The following is a 19,352-nucleotide window of genomic DNA, read 5'->3' on the forward strand; positions in this document are numbered from 1 at the left end:
CCCGCGTTGCCCGTCTGTTACTGTGCTGCTGATTGTTCGGCATTAACGGTAAGACGTGCAACCTGGTTAGTTCTGATAAAGCGGCTCAGGTCGACAGGTTTTCCTTGATACTGGATCTGTACCGCTGCCGGAGCGCCGATTTTAAGTTTATAAGGAGCCTGGCCGGTTAGGTTTAACGTGCCATCTTTACGCTGCAGGCCGCTGAACAGTTTTTTACCTGTTGCGTCAGTCACTTCCAGCCAGCAGTCGGCGTTAAAGTTCATCACCAGCGCATTCGGATCGGCGGCTGCCGTGGCAGTGCCTGCCGGGCTGGTTGGCAGATTCGCTGCGCTATTGTCTGCAGGCTGAGTAGCCGCAGGCGCGTTCGCCGCCGTATCAACATTAGCCTGAGAAGGGGAAACCACCGCGTTTTGATCCTGAGCCAAAGGTGCAGTGGTGTTCGCCGTTGCTACCGGGGCCTGCGCTGTACCGGTCGCCGACGCGTCTGGCGCTGCGGTCTGTGGCTCGCTGGAGGAAGCTGCGCCGTCGGTATTCAGCGGCACGCTCTGGCCGTTCTCACTTCCGGCCTGGTTGAGTTCGGCGGAGGATTGATCGGCCATGGTGCTGATCTCTTCCTGCTGCGCCTTGTGGTTTTGCCACCACCATGCGCCGGTCAGACCGATCACCACAAACAGGACCAGCCAGGTAAAGCTCATCAGCCAGCCATCACGTTTTTTACGACGTTTCCCCAGGGAGAAAGTCTGCATCGGCGCAACTTTCGCTGCACGTACCGGTGCCTGCTTCTCCATCATCGGCAGTAATTCGTTTTCGGGGATGTGCACCAGTTTTGCATAAGAGCGGATATAACCGCGCAAGAACGTTGAAGCCAGATCGGCAGGTGCCTTATCTTCTTCAATATCGCGAACCGTGGAAACCTTCAGGCACAAGCGTTCTGCAACGGCTTGCTGGCTGAGTCCGAGTTGTTCACGGGCGTTGCGAAGACGAACGCCAGTGGAGAGTGCTTCATGTTGGTCGTGAGTGGCTTCAGTATTCATTCGCTACAACTACTGGTACGTGAAAAATAAGGGTTCAGGCGCCGGTGAGTCACAATGCCACCCGCACCGCGAAACTTCTGGTCAGTTAACCGTGAACAGACAGTATAAGACTGTCTGCCCGGAGATGACAGTACAGCCCTGCCCGTACGGCTAAACTGTTGTTACGTCGTTACATACTGCCCGAAAGTCGAATGAAACGCACCGTAATTATTACTCAGTCATCACGAATCTGACTGATTATTCAGTAAGATTATGCTTCACGGCGCAGATAATGCGCCGTGAGTGCATAATAATCAAACAGCTTTGACCGCAATTGTCTCACCCTGCAGGCGTTTACGCAGGGTGCGTTTGGTACGGTCAATGACATCACCTGCCAGCTGCCCGCATGCGGCATCAATGTCATCACCACGGGTTTTACGCACGATGGTGGTGAAACCATACTCCATCAGCACTTTGGAGAAGCGATCGATACGGCTGTTCGAGCTACGTCCATAAGGTGCGCCCGGGAACGGGTTCCATGGAATCAGGTTGATTTTGCATGGCGTATCTTTCAGCAGTTCAGCCAGCTGATGCGCATGTTCGGTACCGTCGTTAACATGGTCAAGCATCACGTACTCGATAGTGACACGGCCCTGGTTCGCGTTAGATTTCTCCAGGTAACGACGCACGGCAGCGAGGAAGGTTTCGATATTGTACTTTTTGTTGATCGGCACAATTTCGTCACGGATTTCATCGTTTGGTGCGTGCAGGGAGATTGCCAGCGCAACGTCAATCATGTCACCGAGCTTGTCCAGCGCAGGTACAACACCGGAGGTCGACAACGTCACGCGACGTTTAGACAGACCGAAACCGAAGTCATCCAGCATGATTTCCATCGCCGGAACGACGTTGGTCAGGTTCAGCAGTGGCTCACCCATGCCCATCATCACCACGTTGGTAATGGGACGCGTACCTGTCACTTTTGCTGCGCCCACAATTTTTGCGGCACGCCAGACCTGGCCGATAATTTCAGAGACACGCAGGTTACGGTTAAAACCTTGCTGCGCGGTAGAACAGAATTTGCACTCCAGCGCACAGCCTACCTGAGAGGAGACACACAGCGTGGCGCGGTCTTCTTCCGGGATGTAGACGGTTTCAACGCGTTGATCGCCTACGGCAATCGCCCATTTGATGGTGCCGTCGGAAGAACGCTGCTCTTCCACCACTTCTGGCGCACGGATCTCTGCAACTTCTTTGAGCTTATTACGCAGGACCTTGTTGATGTCAGTCATGTCATCAAAATTGTCGCTGCAGTAATGGTACATCCATTTCATCACCTGATCGGCACGAAACGGCTTCTCACCCATCTCTTTAAAGAACTCGCGCATCTGCTGACGGTTCAGATCCAGCAGGTTGATTTTTCCATTTTTATTTGGAACCGCAGGCGTGGCGACTTCGGAGGTATTCACTAATTCAGACATAATATTTTCCGGCCTCGTTGTTACACGTTATGGCCCATGGAGGGTTGAATAGAAACGCCCCGGAAAGCAGTCTGCTCGTCCGGGGCGTTGCATTGTACAAACTCTGACGCAGGGATGCCACGTCTGGACGCGGCATTTACGAAAATAATGTGTAAACGAAACCGTTAAATTAACGGGTACGTGGACACACTTCGCCTTCTGCGAAGAAGAAAGCGATTTCGCGGGCAGCAGATTCAACAGAGTCAGAACCGTGAGTACCGTTCTCGGTGAAGCTGTCAGCGTAGTCAGCGCGCAGGGTACCTGCCAGCGCGTTATCCGGGTTGGTGGCACCCAGCAGATCGCGGTGACGCTGTACCGCGTTTTCGCCTTCCAGTACGGATACAACGATCGGACCAGAGGTCATGAACTCAACCAGGCCGTCAAAGAATGGGCGACCTTCGTGCTCTGAGTAGAAACCGCGAGCCTGTTCAACGGTCAGGTGCAGCATTTTAGTGCCAACAATCTTAAAACCTGCTGATTCAAAGCGAGCGAAGATGCTGCCAATAACGTTTTTTGCCACCGCGTTTGGTTTGATGATGGAAAAAGTACGTTCAATAGCCATGATAACCTCTGTCAATGTTCTGTTGTTTTGCATACCTGAGTATGGTGTGGCGCGGATTATAATGAGCAATAGCGCCATTGCCTATGGATTCAGGTAACATTTTTTTAAAATAAGACGAGTTTTAGCAACAGCTCACATCTGAAAGCTGTTTTCTGATCACTGAAGCGTAAAATTCACCGTCGCGACCTGCCCGCTCTCATCCATAACGAGTAACTGATAATCGCCCGATTTATCAAGCTGTAATGTATAAACTCTTCCTTTCACACTCAGCGGTTCACCGTTCAAAAACCACCAGCGCTCGCCGCTATTGCCGGTCACCTGAAGGGGAAGCGAAACGCGGGGCTCACCAGGTAGACGTTTGATAACGGCCCCCTCGCGCACGCCGGTCAACATGAGAGGAGCAGGTGCATCCTGTGACAACGGCGGACACGTTGCCGAAGAGGGAGGAACCCGGACCGCGCGACGTTCGGTTGCAGGCAGCCACGGCTCCAGCGGCAGCGGCCAGACATCAAGGACTTTTTCAGTTGCGTCAGGGCAGTCTGCCGCAACGCGTTTGCCGGTTTTATCCAGCCATACCGGGAAACGAATGCCGCGTATGCCTTCCTGTTCCGGTAAAAGCAGCGTGGGTGGTTCACTCCCCTCAAGTAACCACGTCGAAAGACGACGTCGGCAGTTTTCACTGCCTTCCGGCAGCGACTGGCCGCCCGGCCAGCAGATCACGTCCCGCCCTACGCTTTCCGGACGCGGATCGCGCGGCAGACGGGCTTCGTCTACCGTTGAGCGCGACTGAAGCAGGTTATTCACCTGATTTAACAGCGGCACGGCGCTGGCAAAACCAAACTGCCCCGCCACCGGCGTGCCGTCTGGTCGTCCGGTCCAGATGCCAATCACGTAACGGGCATTCAGGCCAATCGCCCAGGCATCGCGGTAGCCGTAGCTGGTCCCTGTTTTCCACGCCAGCGGCGCGATTTGCGGTAGCGCATTATCCGGTAGCGGCTGCGCCTCATTCGCCAGAATACGACGAATAATCCACGCCGAGCCTTGTGACAATAACGGACGTTCAACCAGCGGATCGCCTGGCTGTAAACGCAATCGTCCCGCTTTACCGTGTCGGGCAAAGGCGCTGTAGGCTGCCGTGATGTCCGCCAGTCGTGCGCCTGCACCTCCCAGTATCAGAGAAAGGTTTGGCTGAGCGCCCGCAGGCAGTATAAGCGGCAAGCCTGCATTGCTCAGCATCCCGGCAAACCGTTTTGGCCCATACGCTTCAAGCACCTGTACCGCAGGCAGGTTGAGGGAGCGCACCAGCGCTTCACTCATACTGACCGGTCCGTGGAACCCACTGTCAAAATTCCCCGGGCGATAATCACCGGTTTTTCTTGGAACGTCCTGAAGCAACGACGCGGGATGGATCAGGCCATCGTCCAGCGCCATACCGTAGATAAAGGGCTTCAATACCGATCCCGGGGATCGGATCGCATTGACCATATCCACATGGCTGAAACGACTGTCATCGTTGATATCCACCGATCCCACCCAGCCGCGCACTTTCATATCGGTATGATCGACCACGATCATCGCCAGCGAGCTGCGTGCAGGCAGGCGGGATTTCCAGTTCATCGCCAGCTCTTCCAGCTGCCGTTGCAGTCCGGCATCGAGCGTGGTGACAATTTTCGTGTCGCGACTTTTACCGAGCATCATCCGTGCAAAGAGCGGCGCCAGCTGCGGCATCTGCCGTGGTGCCAGCCATACCGCTTCTTCACGGGATTCTTTGACCTGTTTTGCAGACCAGACGCCTTGCATCGCCATCCGATCGAGCACTTTATTGCGCGCCGCTTCGGCCCGTTCAGGCCAGCGGTCCGGGCGTAAACGACTCGGAGCCTGAGGAAGCACCGCCAGCAGCGCCGCATCGGAATAGCTGAGCTGCGACGGCGGTTTGCCGAGATAGGTCCAGCTTGCGGCTCCCACCCCCTGCAACGTGCCGCCAAACGGGGCGCGGTTGAGATAGATCGTGAGGATCTCGCGTTTGGAAAGATGCCATTCCAGCTGCATCGCCCGCCAGAGCTGACGAATTTTGCCGCCAAAGGTACGCGGATGTGGATCCAGCAGGCGCGCCACCTGCATGGTGAGCGTGCTCCCGCCAGAGACAACCTTTCCGGAAGAGAGATCCTGCCAGGCCGCACGAAGAACAGAGAAAGGGTTCACGCCAGGATGATCCCAGAACCAGCGATCTTCATACTGGATCAGGGCCTCAAGATAACGTGGAGAGACCTCTTCAATCGTCACCGGGTAGCGCCAGATCCCGTCGCTGTCGGCAAAACGCCAGAGCGGCGTCCCCTTTTCATCCACCACGACACGCGCAGGGTTGACCTCTTTCAGAGGCAACGGCCACAGACGGTCCGCAACGAAGATGAGCCCCCATAAAACGAGAAGCGCTCCCGCCAGCCAAAGCCAGCGGGAGCGTATCAAAGGTGCCATCAGCATATTACGGAACAACAATCAGCGGGCCACTGGCCGCACCCGTTGCCCGCCACTGCGGTACATACATGGATTCAACCATCGGTACCGGCACCTGGTAGGTTCCCGGCGTGACCGCACGGGCCAGGTAGACCAGCGTCACCGGCTGTCCTTCAATCACAGGGACTGCCGCCACGAAACGATCGTCACGGAACTCCATATGCTGAATATCCGCCTGCTGCATCTGACTGAGCAAGTTCTGCACTTCGCTACCGCTATCCTGCAGGCTGGCGCTACTGCTCGCCAGGTTCTGGTTTTCCAGTTCCAGCCCAGCCGGGAGTAGATCGACAACCAGCGCGTCAGGCACGTTCTGACTGGCCTTGACTTCGAGCCACACCAGCACCAGCTCCCCGCTCCTCAGCTCAGAAAGAGACTTCGTGCTGCCGTCGGTTGCCAGAATATGGCGTTCAACCTGCAATACGTTAGAGGCTGGCTGAGGCGCATATTCCGGATAACCCGTACTGTCCAGGCGTACCCACAGCGGTGTCGTACCGGTATTGGTCACCTGCAGCGCGCCAAGCTGATCGCCATTCACATTTTGGATCAGCGACTTATCACCACCTGAAGCGGTATCAGACAACGAGGTTTTCGCCTGCCATGCCCCTGATAAGGTTTGCAACGAACGACCGGCCAGGAACAGCGCATTACTCTCCTGAGTGGACAACCAGCGCTGGCTGAAGGCTTGTTCAGACAAGGCATTCAACAGCGTATTTTGCGTATCCGGCAGCAGCTTGTACTCCTCCAGGAGGGAGAGCATCAGTGCGTTATCACGCAGAACGCTACCGTAATCGGCCATCCAGGTTTTGCTGTCGTTACGCGGTGTTTTGAGTGCCAGCTCCAGCGCCTGCTGGCTGCGCGGAGCATCACCCATCAGTTTAAGTGCCATACCCAGTTGCATCAGCGGTAGCCCGGAAGCCGCTTGCCCGTGGCGCTCCCAGATCTCACGCAGCGCACCCAGTGGCGCTTTTTGCTGACGCGCCAGCACCAGTGCAGCGTAAGCCTGTACGGCGAACTTGCTGGCCTGAGTATCGTCGCTATAGCGAATGGACATCATGCCCGGATCCTGCAGATAACGCAGCAGGCGGCTATTGGCGTTATTCACTGCATCCACAGGTACGCTGTAACCCTGCTCGCCCGCGCGCACCAGGAAGTCAGTAACGTAGGCGGTCAGCCAGTACTCTTCCGGGCCATTTTTGTCCCAAAGAGCGAAACCGCCATCCTCACGCTGCGTCTGCAGCAGACGAGAGATGCCGATATCAATGGCCGCACGGCGTTTGTCGTCCGTATCACCTTTGATGCCAAGTGCGGTGAGTTGCGCCGCATTGGTGTAGAGCGATGGGAACAGACCGCTGGCAGTTTGTTCCAGACAGCCATACGGATAAGCCTGCAGTTCGCGAATATACCGCGCCAGATTGAGCGGCGGTTTGCCGCTCAGTAACAGTTGCCCCTGCAGGGTCGCAGGAGAGAACCCATTGATATGCTGCGCAGGTGCCGTCCAGGACTCACCAGGGTTCAGCATAGCCCCCGTATTCACCGTCTGGGCCGGGAACGCCGGACGCACGCCGATTTTCCAGCTCTTCTGCTGCGGTGCGAAGGTCTCGCCTGGAAGCTGCAGGCCGGTCACCTGCGCGGTCAGTTCACCGTCCCCGTAGCCGTCCAGCGCGCGCACCGGAATAAACAGGGTTGTTCGTGCACCCGGCGGCAGTTGCACTGGCTGCGGCTGTGCGCCTTCAAGCGACAGTTTACCGGTCGCGGTCAGGGCGATGTTCAGCGTTTGCGGCTTGTCAGTCAGGTTGGTGAGATCCAGCGTCAGCCGCGAGGTGTCTCCACTTGCCAGGAAGCGTGGGGTATTCAGCTCGGTAATGACCGGCGCGGCGACAATGACTTTGCTTTCGCTACTGCCGAAATCATCTTCCGTCCAGGCCTGCGCCATCAGGCGCAGCTCACCGTTGAAATCACCAATCGGCAGCGTAACGGTACCTTCCCCGTTGGCATCAAGCGTAACCGGCTGGGCCTGCTGGGCGATAATGGTGACGTGGTTCACCGGCGGTTTGCCACCACGCTTGAGTTCATCTCCGTCGCCACCAAAACGCAGCGCGGCCATACGGCCCTGACCTTCAATGACCTGGCCGTAGATATCGTAGATATCTGCGCCATAACGCTTCTGACCGAAGAAGGCTTGCCACGGATCCGGCGTGACGTAATCGGTAATGTTCAGCACCCCGCTGTCCACCGCCGAAAGCAACACGTTCACTTTCTGCGGAGCCGCACCCTCTTTCACGCTGGCTTTCACCTTCACAAAGAGCGTCTGGTTCGGACGCATCTTCTGTGGGTTATCGAGCGCAATGTTCAGGCGGCGATTTTCATCGCCCATCGGCAGGTGCAGCAGACCCACCGCACGTTTTGGCGTAGCGGATTTGGATTTGTCCCCAGGGCGTACCACCAGCGTGCTGAGATAGAGATCGTGGCGTTTCCAGGCCTTATCCACCGGAATAGAGAGTTCAAGCCCGTTTGCCGGTACGTCGATCTCTTTCCACCACAGCGGACCTTCGCTGGATTCGATCATCGCATACCCTTTGCCTGCCGCCGGAGCAGCAATATGCAGTTGAATCGTATCCCCTGGTTGATAAGACGGTTTATCCAGTTTCAACGTTACGCGGTCAGGGCGCGCAGCTCCTGTACCGTCGCTGTTATCCTGCCAGCTATACCCTGCCCAGAAGCGCACGCTGCTAACCATCTCGTCAGGTGCTTTAACTTCCAGACGATAAGAGCCCCACTCCACCGGGAAGGTAACTTTGCCGGTTTCATCCGCCTTGAGGCTAAGCTCCTGCTCGCCTTCGATCAGATCTTTTTGATCAAACTGTGACTGCCAGCCTTCGCTTTCTGACCAGTTCCAGTAATAGTCCCGGCGCTCGCGGATCAGGCGAACCTGTAACCCGGAAACGGCCTTTTTCGCCCCGCTGGCATCGGCATAGACAATGTCAAAGCTGGCGTTGCCATTTTCATCAACAATTGGCTGGTTGACTGTCGTATCGGTACGGTAGTCATAAACGGCTTTGCTGGCGAACTGAGGGCGGATACCCGGCAGCTCAGCCGCCGGCCAGATGGCCTGCTCAGCACGACGCGTTACCGGACGACCACCCGACTCCAGCAGGCTGGCCTGCAGAATCAATTGCAGAGGAGAGTGCACCTCTTTCCACTGGCTTTCGGTGGAAACCTGCCCACGCCCCTTATCATCGAGAGTCAACTGAACTTCATCCAGACTGCGGCTCAGGTTCTCCTCGGCGATATCACCAAACTGGAAGCCCGGCAGCGCAGCGACAGCCTCACGCAGTGGACGCAGGAAAAGCTGGCCCTGCAGGGAATTACCGTTGGCCGGCGCACCGTACAGGTAATATCCCACCACGTTAAAGTCGACGTTGTCCTGCGGTGAAACCGGCGTTTTTTGTCCAGTCAGATTCAGCGCCATACGCTCTGGCATAAAATCTTCGACGTGGAAATCCCACAGACGCTGCAGGTTATCCCCCGTGTTGGCACGGACATGCCACATGCCGGTCTGCGCCCCGCTGTCCAGAGGATAGTTAAAGCGATAGAGGCCGTTCTCTGGCTGGACGACAATCGTGCGCGCTACCTGCCCATCCGGACGCAGCACGTCAAGTTTCACGGGCTGATCGGGAAGTGGTTTACCGTCACTGTCACGGAGCAAACCGTTAAGGATCACCGTTTCACCCGGGCGGTAGAGATCGCGCGGGCCAAACATAAAGAACTGCTTGCTGTAGCCCGGCGCACCTGCAATATCAAACTCTGCCAGATCGAGGGCCGGTAACTTAAGGTCAAGCAGCGTCGTTTGCCCGTCTTTACTGGCAAGGATCAGCGCGGCCTCTTTGTCGGTCTCAAGCTTTGCATGACCATCGCCATCGCTGTTCGCTTCGGCAAGCGTCTGCCCTTTATCGTTCAACAGGGTGACGGTCACACCGGACTGCGCCGCACCGTTTTCCAGGCTCTGGGTGAAGATATCCAGACGATTATGATAACGGTGAGCGGACAGCCCAATGTCGCTTAAGGTAAAGAGAGTCGCGGCGTTACTGTAGTTATAGTGCCCCGCCTGGTTCATCACCGCGATATAAACCCCAGACTGCTGAAGCGGCTTAATATCCTTCAGGGGCAACAGCAATTTTTCACGCGTGTTGCGCGCCGGGTTGAGGTCAAAACGTCCGGTGTAAACCAGATCCGCCATCTTCAGCAGATTGTCGGATTCCCAGTTTGTCAGCGAATTACGGTATTCCCACTGACTGACAAACGAGGCCAACGATTCCGGCTTCACGCGGTAGAAATTAACGTCCACATTGTTGACGTTGAGCGCCATCACCGGCAGACCTTCCACCACCTTGCCCGGCAGCAGTGAGCCCCGGCTGGCGAAACCGACCGTCGGTTCAACATCCCGGGTGGTCAACGCTTTTTCATAATCAATTCCGAATGTCGCTTTGTTCAGCGCCTGCAGGCCACGTTCAACGGTAACGACCAGATTGCGATTGGGCTCCAGATGGCGCAGACGCAGCTCTTTCAGGTTCGGCGCAAGTTCCCACGCCCCGTCAACCTTGCCACTTTTCTTATCCACAACATGCACTGTTTTCGCGAAATCCTGATCGGGATTCAGTGGAACAGAGAAGGTCAGCACCAGTGTTGATGCGCCATCTAGCTGCACTTCAGAAGCATCCAGCAGGGTTAGCGCTTTACCCTGACTCTGTGCCGCAAGTTTGGCCAGCTTTTCAGCATCGGGTTTTTCCACTGCTTTCGATGCCGATGAGGTGGATGCTGCGGGAGCCGCAGCCTGAGATTTATCGTCGCTGTTATCACAGCCGACAAGCGTAAACGTGGTGAGCAGCGCGAGAGAGAGCGCGGCTAAGCGAAACGGTTTCATCCTTTGTCCCTGGCCCATGGAGCCTGTTGGTCGTCGTCCGGATAAGTATTATCCGCAAGTTTCACTAATTCAAAAAGTCCAATTTGAGAATCCGTAAAATTAAGGGGTGGCTCGCGACTTGAACGCAGTTTGCTTGTCGACGTCAGAAAAAACACCGACAATTCTTTTTTACGGAAAAGAATGGAGGCACCCCATGACTACCTCATATTTTGTCGCCGCCGACTGGCTCATTGAGCACAGCGATGACCCGGAAGTCCAGATTATCGATGCGCGAATGGCCCCAGCCGGGCAGGAACATCTCCGCGATATGGTCGCGGAATACCGCGCAGGCCACCTGCCTGGTGCGGTATATTTTGATATTGAAACCCTCTCCGATCACACCACTCCCCTGCCACACATGCTGCCACGTGCGGAAGCCTTTTCTGTGGCGATGCGCGAGCTGGGCATCAACCAGGACAAGCATCTGGTTGTCTACGATGAGGGCAACCTCTTCTCCGCGCCGCGCGCGTGGTGGATGCTGAAAAACTTCGGCGTCGAAAAGGTCTCGATTCTGGCAGGTGGTCTGGCTGGCTGGAAGCGCGATGAACTGCCGCTGCAACAGGGTGAAGTCACGCTGGCGGAAGGCGATTTCGATGCGACGTTTGCCCCACACGTGGTGAAACGCCTGACCGACGTACTGGTGGTTAGCCATGAAAAAACGGCACAAATCGTCGATGCCCGCCCAGCTCCGCGTTTCAATGCCGAAGCGGATGAGCCGCGTCCAGGTCTGAAGCGCGGTCACATCCCGGGCGCACTAAATGTACCGTGGGGCGATCTGGTATTTGAAGGCGAACTGAAAACCACAGACGAACTTCGCGCTATTTTTGAGAGTCAGGGTGTGGATTTACACCGTCCGATTATTGCCAGCTGTGGCTCCGGCGTAACGGCTTGCGTGGTGATCCTGGCGCTCGCCACGCTCGGTGTAAACGACGTGACGCTCTATGACGGCGCCTGGAGCGAATGGGGAGCCCGAGACGATCTGCCGGTTGAACCCACCAGATAAACTCACGGGGTGAATATTCACCCCGAAAAGTTTATATGATCCGCGTGGTTTTGAGATCGCGCAGGAAACCGCCCCAGCGACGCTCATAGAACGGGGTGATATGCTCAGTAATAAAGTGGCTGATGCCCTTCTCTCCGTTCTTCACCTGGCAAATATCAATCGGCTCATCACCCGGCAGCGTATCGGTGGCCACGCTGCCCGCCGCCTGAATGATCTCGTCGATATCACCATCAGCTTCAATACCGATCAGCAACACCGGCTGTTCGTCTGCATGCTCTTTAATTGAACAGAGGAACGCGCGTCTTACCGGTTTCAGGGTTTTGAACAACGTTGTCAGCGAATCGATCATCTGCGCAGGCGGTTCCGCCACTTCAGACAACAGCAGCGTTTCGCCCCCTTCCAGTACCTCTTGCGTGCTGAGCGGGTTACCCTCTTCGCCAATCAGATGGCTGATTTCACGCGGGGTGAACTCTTTTCCGGTCGGCAGCTTCGCGTTGAGGAACAGCGTCTGGCCGAGCGTCATTTCAAACAGGGTACGTACCGGCATCACCACGAACGCCTGTTCGTCTTCAACCGCTTTCTGCAACGCTTCCAGTGAGGTGAAGAACGGGATCACCGAAGTGCCGTCGTCTTTCTCCCAGTGCAGCAGATCCAGCGCGCTGTCTTCTACGACCTGCTCACCTTCCGCGGCGGTACCCGGCACCCAGACGGTGGATTCCAGCAGCGTGCGGAAAAATGCCGGACGATGGGCAGGCTCGGTTGCCGCCTGCTCCAGCAGGTTTTCTAATTCGTTTTTGGTTTCGGACATAACAATTACTCAGCCGTAAGCAGGTTCGCCACGGTACGCACCCCCAGACCCGTTGCGCCCGCAGACCACTGCTCAACCGCCGCTTTACGGTACGTTGCAGAGCAGTCGATGTGCAGCCAACCTTCCTGGTAGTTCTCAACAAAGTGAGACAGGAAACCGGCTGCGGTGCTCGCACCCGCCGGGTACGCCGCGCTTGCGGTGTTATTCAGCTCGGCAAAGTTGGACGGCAGTTGGCTGCGGTGGAACTCGGCCAGCGGCAGACGCCAGAACGGCTCGTTCTCAGCGGCAGCACTTGCCAGCAGGCGCGCGGCCAGTTTGTCGTCGAAGCTGAACAGCGCATGGTAGTCGTTACCCAGCGCGGTTTTCGCTGCGCCGGTCAGGGTCGCCATGTCGATGATCAGTTCTGGTTTTTGGGCAGAGGCGTCGATCAGGCCATCGGCCAGCACCAGACGGCCTTCGGCGTCAGTGTTCATCACTTCAACGTTTTTGCCGTTGCGGTAGCGAATAATATCGCCCAGCTTGAAGGCATTGCCGCTCACCATGTTGTCAGCACAGCACAGGTAGAGCTTCACACGCTTGTTCAGACCACGGGTGATAGCAAACGCCAGCGCGCCGGTAATGGTGGCCGCGCCGCCCATATCGGACTTCATGGAATCCATGAACGCGCTCTGTTTCAGGCTGTAGCCACCGCTATCGAAAGTGATGCCTTTCCCGACCAGGCAAGCAAAGACTGGCGCTTCTTTATCGCCAGTTGGGTTGTAATCCAGAGCCAGCAGCACAGGAGGACGCTCAGAACCACGTCCTACAGTATGGATGCCCATGTAGTTCTGCTCGCGCAGATCTTCACCTTTGGTGATGCGGTAAGACATTTTGTCGCCCGCCACGCCGCAAAGCAGGTCAACAGCACGTTGTGCCAGCTGTTCCGGGCCCAGCTCTTCTGCCGGGGCATTGATGGTGTCGCGCACCCAGTCGATAATGGTCAGACGGCTTTCCAGCTCTTTCTGCCCCGCGGCATCAAGGTTCGCCCACTCAATTTTGCGGGTGCCTTTCGGCCCTTTGTAGCCCGCCCAAAACGCCCAGCTGCGGTCGGTGTCCCAGCCTTCGCCGTCGAGGGTGACATGCTTAATGCCCAGACCATCCACTTTGCGCGCCGCGCGCTGGATCAGGCCCAAATCATCTTTGCCCGTCAGGTGCAGGGTAATACCGTCGTTGTTGATGCTGTACGTGGCTTTTTCTCCCCAGCGTGCGTCTGCAGGCTGTGTGGAGAGCGTAATCTTCATCGCTTCGGTCATTTTATTTATCCTTATTAGCAAACGGGCCGCCTGAAGGCAGCCCGTAAGGTGATTTATTCTGCTTCATCTAACCAGACTAACAGAATCGCCTCCAGAATTTTTTCATTGGATGCGTTTGGATCGTCGTCAAAATCCTCTAAATCGCAGATCCACTGGTGCATGTCGGTGAATCGTACGGTTTTCGGATCGAGATCCGGGTTCGCGTCGTAGAGCGCTTCGCCGATTTCACGGCTGTCTGTCCACTTCAGTCCCATATTAATGCTCGCGTGCGTGGTTGATGGTGTAGCGTGGGAATTCCACGACCAGATCTTCATCGGTCACCAGCGCCTGGCAGCTTAAGCGGCTGTCTGGCTCCAGACCCCATGCTTTATCCAGCATGTCGTCTTCGTCTTCGGTGCTCTCGGCGAGAGAGTCGAAACCTTCACGCACGACGCAGTGGCAGGTAGTGCAGGCACAGGATTTTTCACAGGCGTGTTCCACTTCGATACCGTTACGCAGGGCAACATCGAGAATGGTTTCACCGGTCTTCGCTTCCAGAACAGCACCATCCGGACAGAGGTCCGCATGAGGCAAAATAACAATCTTTGGCATATTAAACCTCGTCCACGGACTGGCCTTTCAGCGCGACGCGGACAGATTTGTCCATGCGGCGAGCAGCAAAGTCCTGTGTTTGTTTATCAACGTTTTTAATGGCTTCTTCTATTGCATCAGCGTCATCGCCTTGCGCTACGGCACTTAAGTGTGCGGCAGCGTCGTCAATGACCTGGCGCTCAGCGGCGCTTAACAGCGCGGCATCGGCAGCGAGCGCGCCGTTCAGGCTTTCCAGCACGCGTGCGGCTTCAACTTTTTGTTCAGCCAGCATACGCGCCTTCACATCCTGCTCGGCGTAACTCATTGAATCCTGAATCATGGAGGCGATTTCGCCATCGGTCAGGCCGTAGGACGGCTTCACCTGGATGGACGATTCCACACCGGTGGATTTTTCCATCGCCGTGACGCTCAGCAGGCCATCCGCATCCACCTGGAAGGTGACGCGAATATGCGCCCCGCCCGCAGGCAGCGCCGGGATACCACGCAGCGCAAAGCGTGCCAGAGAACGGCAGTCCTGCACCAGTTCGCGTTCGCCCTGCATCACGTGGATGGACATCGCGGTCTGACCGTCTTTAAAGGTGGTGAACTCCTGCGCGCGCGCCACCGGAATGGTGGTGTTACGCGGGATCACTTTCTCCACCAGGCCGCCCATGGTTTCTAAACCCAGCGACAGAGGGATGACGTCCAGCAGCAGCATTTCGCTGTCCGGCTTGTTGCCAACCAGAATATCGGCCTGGATAGCGGCGCCCACGGCAACTACCTTGTCCGGATCGATAGAGGTCAGCGGCGTGCGGCCAAAGAACTCGCCCACGCGCTCGCGCACCAGCGGCACACGGGTTGAACCTCCCACCATGACCACTTCCAGCACCTCTTCAGCCTCAACGCCCGCATCTTTCAGTGCACGGCGACAGGCCAGCAGGGTACGTTTCACCAGCGGGGCAATCAGATCGCTGAACTGGTCGCGGGAGATGTCACCCTGCCAGCCTGCGACATTCACGGTGACTGACTGTGCATCACTCAGCGCAATTTTTGCCTCGATGGCCGCATCCAGCAGTTCACGCTGTACGCGAGCATCGCTGCGATCGCTGATGCCTGCCTGCTCGCGAATAAAATCGGCCAGCAGATGGTCGAAGTCATCGCCGCCCAGTGCGGAATCCCCGCCGGTTGCCAGCACTTCGAACACGCCACGGCTTAAGCGCAGGATCGAGATATCAAAGGTACCGCCACCGAGATCGTAAACCGCAATCACCCCTTCCTGACCGGAGTCGAGGCCGTAGGCAATTGCCGCTGCCGTCGGTTCGTTCAGCAGGCGCAGCACATGCAGGCCCGCCAGACGCGCGGCGTCTTTGGTGCCCTGACGCTGAGCATCGTCAAAGTAGGCCGGTACGGTGATCACTACGCCGTCTAAATCGCCGCCGAGCGTCGCCGTAGCGCGCGCCGCCAGCGCTTTCAGGATATCAGCAGAAACACGGATCGGGTTCAGCAGACCGGCCGCGGTCGCGATCATCGGCAGGCCATTTTCACTGGCCTGGAGCTGATACGGCAGATGCGGGTAACGGGTCTGAATATCGGCCAGCGAGCGGCCCATCATGCGCTTTACAGAGCTGATAGTATTGGCCGGATCGCGCGCGGCATTGGCGCGGGCGTCATAGCCAACCACGTGACCCTGCTGCTGGTAGTGGACCACGGAAGGCAGCAGATGGCGGCCCTGCTCGTCAGCCAGCGTTTCCGCCTGGCCGCTACGCACGGTCGCCACGAGAGAATTGGTGGTGCCCAGATCAATACCCACCGCCAGACGACGCTGGTGCGGTGCGGCACTTAAGCCAGGCTCACTAATTTGTAATAAGGCCATAATTGCTTCCGAAATTAAAAATCGAGCAGCTTTTCTTCGAGTTGTTCAGCACTGCTTCGCAGTTTATCGAGAAAACGGAGTTTGCGCACAGTATCTGCCGCCACGTCCCAGGTCTCGTTGTTCAGTTGCTCCACCATCTGCTGATGGCGGGTATCGAACATGCCCTTCACGCGTCTGATGAAGCTTTCCAGACGCGCTTCGTCTTTGGCCTGTTCAATCTCATCCAGCTCTTCACGCAGCTCCAGCTGTTCCATCAAAAACGCCGTGTCGCGCACGGTATGCTGTTCGCTCGCCAGATCGAAACCGTGGAGCGAGAGCAGATACTCTGCACGCGTTAGCGGATGGCGCAGCGTCTGCCAGGCCTGGTTGATGGTCGCGGATTGCGATACCGCAGCTAATTGCTCTGACTGAGTACCACTGGCAAATTTGTCCGGATGGTACTGCCGCTGCAAATCCTGAAAACGGATCGTCAACGCCTGGAGATCAATCGGATATTGAGCGGGTAGTCCGAAGAGAGTGAAGTAATCCATAACAATCTCAGGGGTAGCCTGTTAGAACAAACCCCACGCGTAGCGAGTAACGCCACGGTGGGGTTTCGGATGACGCGCGGTTAAACGTGGAAGCTTTCGCCGCAACCACACTCGTCTTTGACGTTCGGGTTCGTGAATTTGAACCCTTCGTTCAGGCCTTCTTTTACAAAGTCCAGCTGAGTGCCGTTGAGGAATTGCAGGCTTTTGCCATCGACCACCACCTTCACGCCCTTGTCTTCAAACACGGTGTCATCGGACGCCGGTTCATCAACAAACTCCAGTACGTAAGCCATACCAGAACAGCCGGAGGTACGTACGCCCAGTCGCAGGCCAAAGCCTTTACCACGGTTCGCCAGAAAAGAGCTTACTCGCGCGGCAGCGCTGTCGCTAAGGGTAATCGACATACTCAAACCTCAATTATTTTGCTTCACGTTTGCTTTTGTAATCCGCAATGGCGGCTTTGATCGCGTCTTCTGCCAGGATAGAACAGTGAATTTTCACTGGTGGCAGTTCGAGTTCTTCAGCAATATCCGTGTTCTTGATTGCCTGTGCTTCGTCCAGAGACTTACCCTTCACCCATTCGGTGACCAGGGAGCTGGAGGCAATAGCAGAACCGCAGCCGTAGGTCTTGAAGCGCGCGTCTTCAATGATACCTTCATTGTTGACTTTAATCTGCAACTTCATCACGTCGCCACATGCTGGCGCGCCAACCATACCGCTACCAACGCTTTCGTCGCTGTTGTCAAAAGAGCCAACGTTGCGCGGGTTCTCGTAATGATCAATAACTTTTTCGCTGTATGCCATGATTGAATTCTCCTTATGTACCGATTAGTGATGTGACCATTCAATGCTGTTCAGATCCACGCCCTGCTTGAACATTTCCCACAGTGGAGAAAGGTCGCGCAGACGGCCGATGGAGTTGCGAACCAGCTTGATGGTGTAGTCAATCTCTTCTTCGGTAGTGAAACGACCTAAAGAGAAACGGATAGAGCTGTGTGCCAGCTCGTCGGTCATACCCAGCGCGCGCAGCACGTAGGATGGCTCCAGGCTTGCAGAGGTACAGGCAGAACCGGAAGAAACGGCCAGGTCTTTCAGCGCCATGATCAGCGATTCACCTTCAACGTAGTTGAAGCTGACGTTGAGAATGTTAGGTGCGCCCTGCTCGAGATCGCCGTTCAGATATACTTCTTCCATATCTTTCACGCCGTCCCACAGACGGTTACGCAGCGTGCGCAGGCGTGCCATCTCGGTTTCCATCTCTTCTTTTGCAATGCGGTACGCTTCGCCCATGCCCACGATCTGGTGAACAGGCAGCGTACCGGAACGCATGCCGCGCTCGTGACCGCCACCGTGCATCTGTGCTTCGATGCGGATACGCGGTTTACGACGAACGTACAGTGCGCCAATGCCTTTCGGGCCGTAGATTTTGTGGCCGGAGAAGGACATCAGGTCAACTTTCAGCTGGCTCAGGTCGATAGGCAGTTTGCCCACGCTCTGGGTCGCATCAACGTGGTAGATGATACCGCGCGCACGGCACATTTCGCCGATGGTCGCGATATCCTGCACTACACCGATTTCGTTGTTCACGTGCATGATGGAGACCAGAATTGTGTCATCACGCATGGCCGCTTCGAGCTCTTTCAGGTCGATGATACCGTTGCTCTGTGGTGCCAGGTAGGTGACTTCGTACCCTTCACGCTCCAGCTGGCGGCAGGTATCCAGCACGGCTTTGTGTTCGGTTTTGCTGGTGATGATGTGCTTGCCTTTTTTCTGATAAAAGTTGGCTGCACCTTTGATCGCCAGGTTGTCGGATTCGGTCGCACCGGAGGTGAAAACAATCTCACGCGGGTCGGCACCCACCAGGTCAGCAATCTGATTACGGGCGATATCCACCGCCTCTTCAGCATGCCAGCCAAAACGGTGTGAACGGGAAGCTGGGTTACCAAAGTTTCCGTCCAGGGTCAGACACTGCATCATTTTCTCGGCAACACGCGGGTCCACCGGCGTGGTTGCGGAGTAATCGAGATAAATCGGTAATTTCATTGCTCTTTAAACTCCGTACATCGCTTCAATGCAAGGAATCAGGCAACCGGCTGGATGTACGACCGAGTACACGGGGCGAGTCCTCGCCCCGGCCTGATTCTGAAATACTTATCTTTTTATTACGCGCGTAACTTAACGTCGATAGCGTCCTGCGCGCGGGTGCTGCGTTGTGAATCATGGCTGTGCTGACGACCAGAGACATCCAGAACTTCCTGGTTATTCACCAGCTCACCGAGGGTGATGTTGTTCAGGAAGCCGGTCAGACGATCGCTCAGATCGCGCCACAGCGCGTGGGTCAGGCACTTATCGCCGCCCTGGCAGCCGCCTTTACCCTGGCAACGGGTCGCGTCAACGGATTCGTCAACTGCGCTAATCACTTCACCAACTGCAATACTGCCCGCGTCTTTACCCAGCAGATAACCGCCGCCTGGGCCACGAACGCTGGAAACCAAGCCGTTTTTACGCAGTCTGGAGAACAGCTGTTCCAGATAAGAGAGGGAGATCCCTTGTCGTTCAGAAATATCAGCCAACGGAACCGGGCCCGCTTCGGAGTTGAGCGCAACGTCCAGCATCGCGGTCACGGCATAACGCCCTTTAGATGTCAGTCTCATGTCTTACTTAACCTCAAACTCGCCCCTGCCCGGGGTTTTTTATAGTAAAATGG

16 protein-coding genes are annotated in these 19,352 nt (G+C 56.3%); 1 reads left to right on the top strand and 15 read right to left on the bottom strand.

What is annotated here, in order from left to right:
- Positions 1-17: 17 nt before the first annotated feature.
- From rodZ to AAHF05_RS16740, 5 genes are all read right to left on the bottom strand, one after another.
- A complete protein-coding gene (rodZ, locus tag AAHF05_RS16720) occupies positions 18-1,034 on the bottom strand; it encodes a cytoskeleton protein RodZ (protein ID WP_129323994.1) in 1,017 nt (338 codons plus the stop codon).
- A 293-nt stretch (positions 1,035-1,327) separates the two neighbouring features.
- Positions 1,328-2,494, bottom strand: a complete 1,167-nt coding sequence (locus AAHF05_RS16725; protein ID WP_108090904.1) for a bifunctional tRNA (adenosine(37)-C2)-methyltransferase TrmG/ribosomal RNA large subunit methyltransferase RlmN — start codon at positions 2,492-2,494, stop codon at positions 1,328-1,330.
- 169 nt (positions 2,495-2,663) lie between these two features.
- The gene (gene ndk / locus AAHF05_RS16730) at positions 2,664-3,095 is read right to left on the bottom strand and encodes a nucleoside-diphosphate kinase (protein ID WP_129323993.1); all 432 of its coding nucleotides are present in this window, start codon (positions 3,093-3,095) and stop codon (positions 2,664-2,666) included.
- A gap of 156 nt (positions 3,096-3,251) precedes the next feature.
- Positions 3,252-5,576: a peptidoglycan glycosyltransferase PbpC gene (pbpC, locus tag AAHF05_RS16735; protein WP_129323992.1), complete on the bottom strand. Its 2,325-nt coding sequence runs from the start codon at positions 5,574-5,576 to the stop codon at positions 3,252-3,254.
- Position 5,577: 1 nt separating this feature from the next.
- Entirely contained in the window at positions 5,578-10,530 is a 4,953-nt protein-coding gene (locus AAHF05_RS16740; protein WP_374936388.1) for an alpha-2-macroglobulin, read from the bottom strand.
- A 193-nt stretch (positions 10,531-10,723) separates the two neighbouring features.
- On the opposite strand from AAHF05_RS16740, the gene sseA reads away from it, so the two are divergent.
- Positions 10,724-11,572, top strand: coding sequence for a 3-mercaptopyruvate sulfurtransferase (gene sseA / locus AAHF05_RS16745; protein WP_129323990.1), 849 nt, complete (start codon positions 10,724-10,726; stop codon positions 11,570-11,572).
- A gap of 31 nt (positions 11,573-11,603) precedes the next feature.
- Here sseA and sseB read toward each other — a convergent pair whose 3' ends face one another.
- From sseB to iscR, 10 genes are all read right to left on the bottom strand, one after another.
- Positions 11,604-12,380: an enhanced serine sensitivity protein SseB gene (gene sseB, locus AAHF05_RS16750; RefSeq protein ID WP_128348047.1), complete on the bottom strand. Its 777-nt coding sequence runs from the start codon at positions 12,378-12,380 to the stop codon at positions 11,604-11,606.
- Between the two features lie 5 nt (positions 12,381-12,385).
- The gene (pepB, locus tag AAHF05_RS16755; RefSeq protein ID WP_129323989.1) at positions 12,386-13,672 is read right to left on the bottom strand and encodes an aminopeptidase PepB; all 1,287 of its coding nucleotides are present in this window, start codon (positions 13,670-13,672) and stop codon (positions 12,386-12,388) included.
- A 53-nt stretch (positions 13,673-13,725) separates the two neighbouring features.
- The gene (gene iscX, locus AAHF05_RS16760) at positions 13,726-13,926 is read right to left on the bottom strand and encodes a Fe-S cluster assembly protein IscX (RefSeq protein WP_003860650.1); all 201 of its coding nucleotides are present in this window, start codon (positions 13,924-13,926) and stop codon (positions 13,726-13,728) included.
- 1 nt (position 13,927) lies between these two features.
- Positions 13,928-14,263, bottom strand: a complete 336-nt coding sequence (gene fdx, locus AAHF05_RS16765; protein WP_014071345.1) for an ISC system 2Fe-2S type ferredoxin — start codon at positions 14,261-14,263, stop codon at positions 13,928-13,930.
- Position 14,264: 1 nt separating this feature from the next.
- Positions 14,265-16,115 (bottom strand): Fe-S protein assembly chaperone HscA, encoded by a 1,851-nt coding sequence (gene hscA, locus AAHF05_RS16770; protein WP_129323988.1) that lies wholly within the window; start codon positions 16,113-16,115, stop codon positions 14,265-14,267.
- A gap of 14 nt (positions 16,116-16,129) precedes the next feature.
- Positions 16,130-16,645 (bottom strand): co-chaperone HscB, encoded by a 516-nt coding sequence (gene hscB, locus AAHF05_RS16775; RefSeq protein WP_114977503.1) that lies wholly within the window; start codon positions 16,643-16,645, stop codon positions 16,130-16,132.
- An 80-nt stretch (positions 16,646-16,725) separates the two neighbouring features.
- The gene (gene iscA / locus AAHF05_RS16780; RefSeq protein WP_003860659.1) at positions 16,726-17,049 is read right to left on the bottom strand and encodes an iron-sulfur cluster assembly protein IscA; all 324 of its coding nucleotides are present in this window, start codon (positions 17,047-17,049) and stop codon (positions 16,726-16,728) included.
- Positions 17,050-17,062: 13 nt separating this feature from the next.
- A complete protein-coding gene (gene iscU, locus AAHF05_RS16785; protein ID WP_003860661.1) occupies positions 17,063-17,449 on the bottom strand; it encodes a Fe-S cluster assembly scaffold IscU in 387 nt (128 codons plus the stop codon).
- 24 nt (positions 17,450-17,473) lie between these two features.
- On the bottom strand, positions 17,474-18,688 hold the full coding sequence (gene iscS, locus AAHF05_RS16790; RefSeq protein WP_008502157.1) for a cysteine desulfurase: 1,215 nt from the start codon (positions 18,686-18,688) through the stop codon (positions 17,474-17,476).
- A gap of 119 nt (positions 18,689-18,807) precedes the next feature.
- Positions 18,808-19,299 (bottom strand): Fe-S cluster assembly transcriptional regulator IscR, encoded by a 492-nt coding sequence (gene iscR, locus AAHF05_RS16795; RefSeq protein ID WP_008502158.1) that lies wholly within the window; start codon positions 19,297-19,299, stop codon positions 18,808-18,810.
- Positions 19,300-19,352 lie beyond the last annotated feature (53 nt).

The organism is Enterobacter adelaidei (assembly GCF_041937165.1).
In the GTDB taxonomy this organism is placed as follows: Bacteria; Pseudomonadota; Gammaproteobacteria; order Enterobacterales; family Enterobacteriaceae; genus Enterobacter; species Enterobacter adelaidei.

Bases quoted from the DNA above. Each gene is read 5' to 3' on its own strand.
- rodZ (WP_129323994.1), bottom strand. From the start codon at position 1,034: ATGAATACTGAAGCCACTCACGACCAACATGAAGCACTCTCCACTGGC.
- AAHF05_RS16725 (WP_108090904.1), bottom strand. From the start codon at position 2,494: ATGTCTGAATTAGTGAATACCTCCGAAGTCGCCACGCCTGCGGTTCCA.
- ndk (WP_129323993.1), bottom strand. From the start codon at position 3,095: ATGGCTATTGAACGTACTTTTTCCATCATCAAACCAAACGCGGTGGCA.
- pbpC (WP_129323992.1), bottom strand. From the start codon at position 5,576: ATGCTGATGGCACCTTTGATACGCTCCCGCTGGCTTTGGCTGGCGGGA.
- AAHF05_RS16740 (WP_374936388.1), bottom strand. From the start codon at position 10,530: ATGAAACCGTTTCGCTTAGCCGCGCTCTCTCTCGCGCTGCTCACCACG.
- sseA (WP_129323990.1), top strand. From the start codon at position 10,724: ATGACTACCTCATATTTTGTCGCCGCCGACTGGCTCATTGAGCACAGC.
- sseB (WP_128348047.1), bottom strand. From the start codon at position 12,380: ATGTCCGAAACCAAAAACGAATTAGAAAACCTGCTGGAGCAGGCGGCA.
- pepB (WP_129323989.1), bottom strand. From the start codon at position 13,672: ATGACCGAAGCGATGAAGATTACGCTCTCCACACAGCCTGCAGACGCA.
- iscX (WP_003860650.1), bottom strand. From the start codon at position 13,926: ATGGGACTGAAGTGGACAGACAGCCGTGAAATCGGCGAAGCGCTCTAC.
- fdx (WP_014071345.1), bottom strand. From the start codon at position 14,263: ATGCCAAAGATTGTTATTTTGCCTCATGCGGACCTCTGTCCGGATGGT.
- hscA (WP_129323988.1), bottom strand. From the start codon at position 16,115: ATGGCCTTATTACAAATTAGTGAGCCTGGCTTAAGTGCCGCACCGCAC.
- hscB (WP_114977503.1), bottom strand. From the start codon at position 16,645: ATGGATTACTTCACTCTCTTCGGACTACCCGCTCAATATCCGATTGAT.
- iscA (WP_003860659.1), bottom strand. From the start codon at position 17,049: ATGTCGATTACCCTTAGCGACAGCGCTGCCGCGCGAGTAAGCTCTTTT.
- iscU (WP_003860661.1), bottom strand. From the start codon at position 17,449: ATGGCATACAGCGAAAAAGTTATTGATCATTACGAGAACCCGCGCAAC.
- iscS (WP_008502157.1), bottom strand. From the start codon at position 18,688: ATGAAATTACCGATTTATCTCGATTACTCCGCAACCACGCCGGTGGAC.
- iscR (WP_008502158.1), bottom strand. From the start codon at position 19,299: ATGAGACTGACATCTAAAGGGCGTTATGCCGTGACCGCGATGCTGGAC.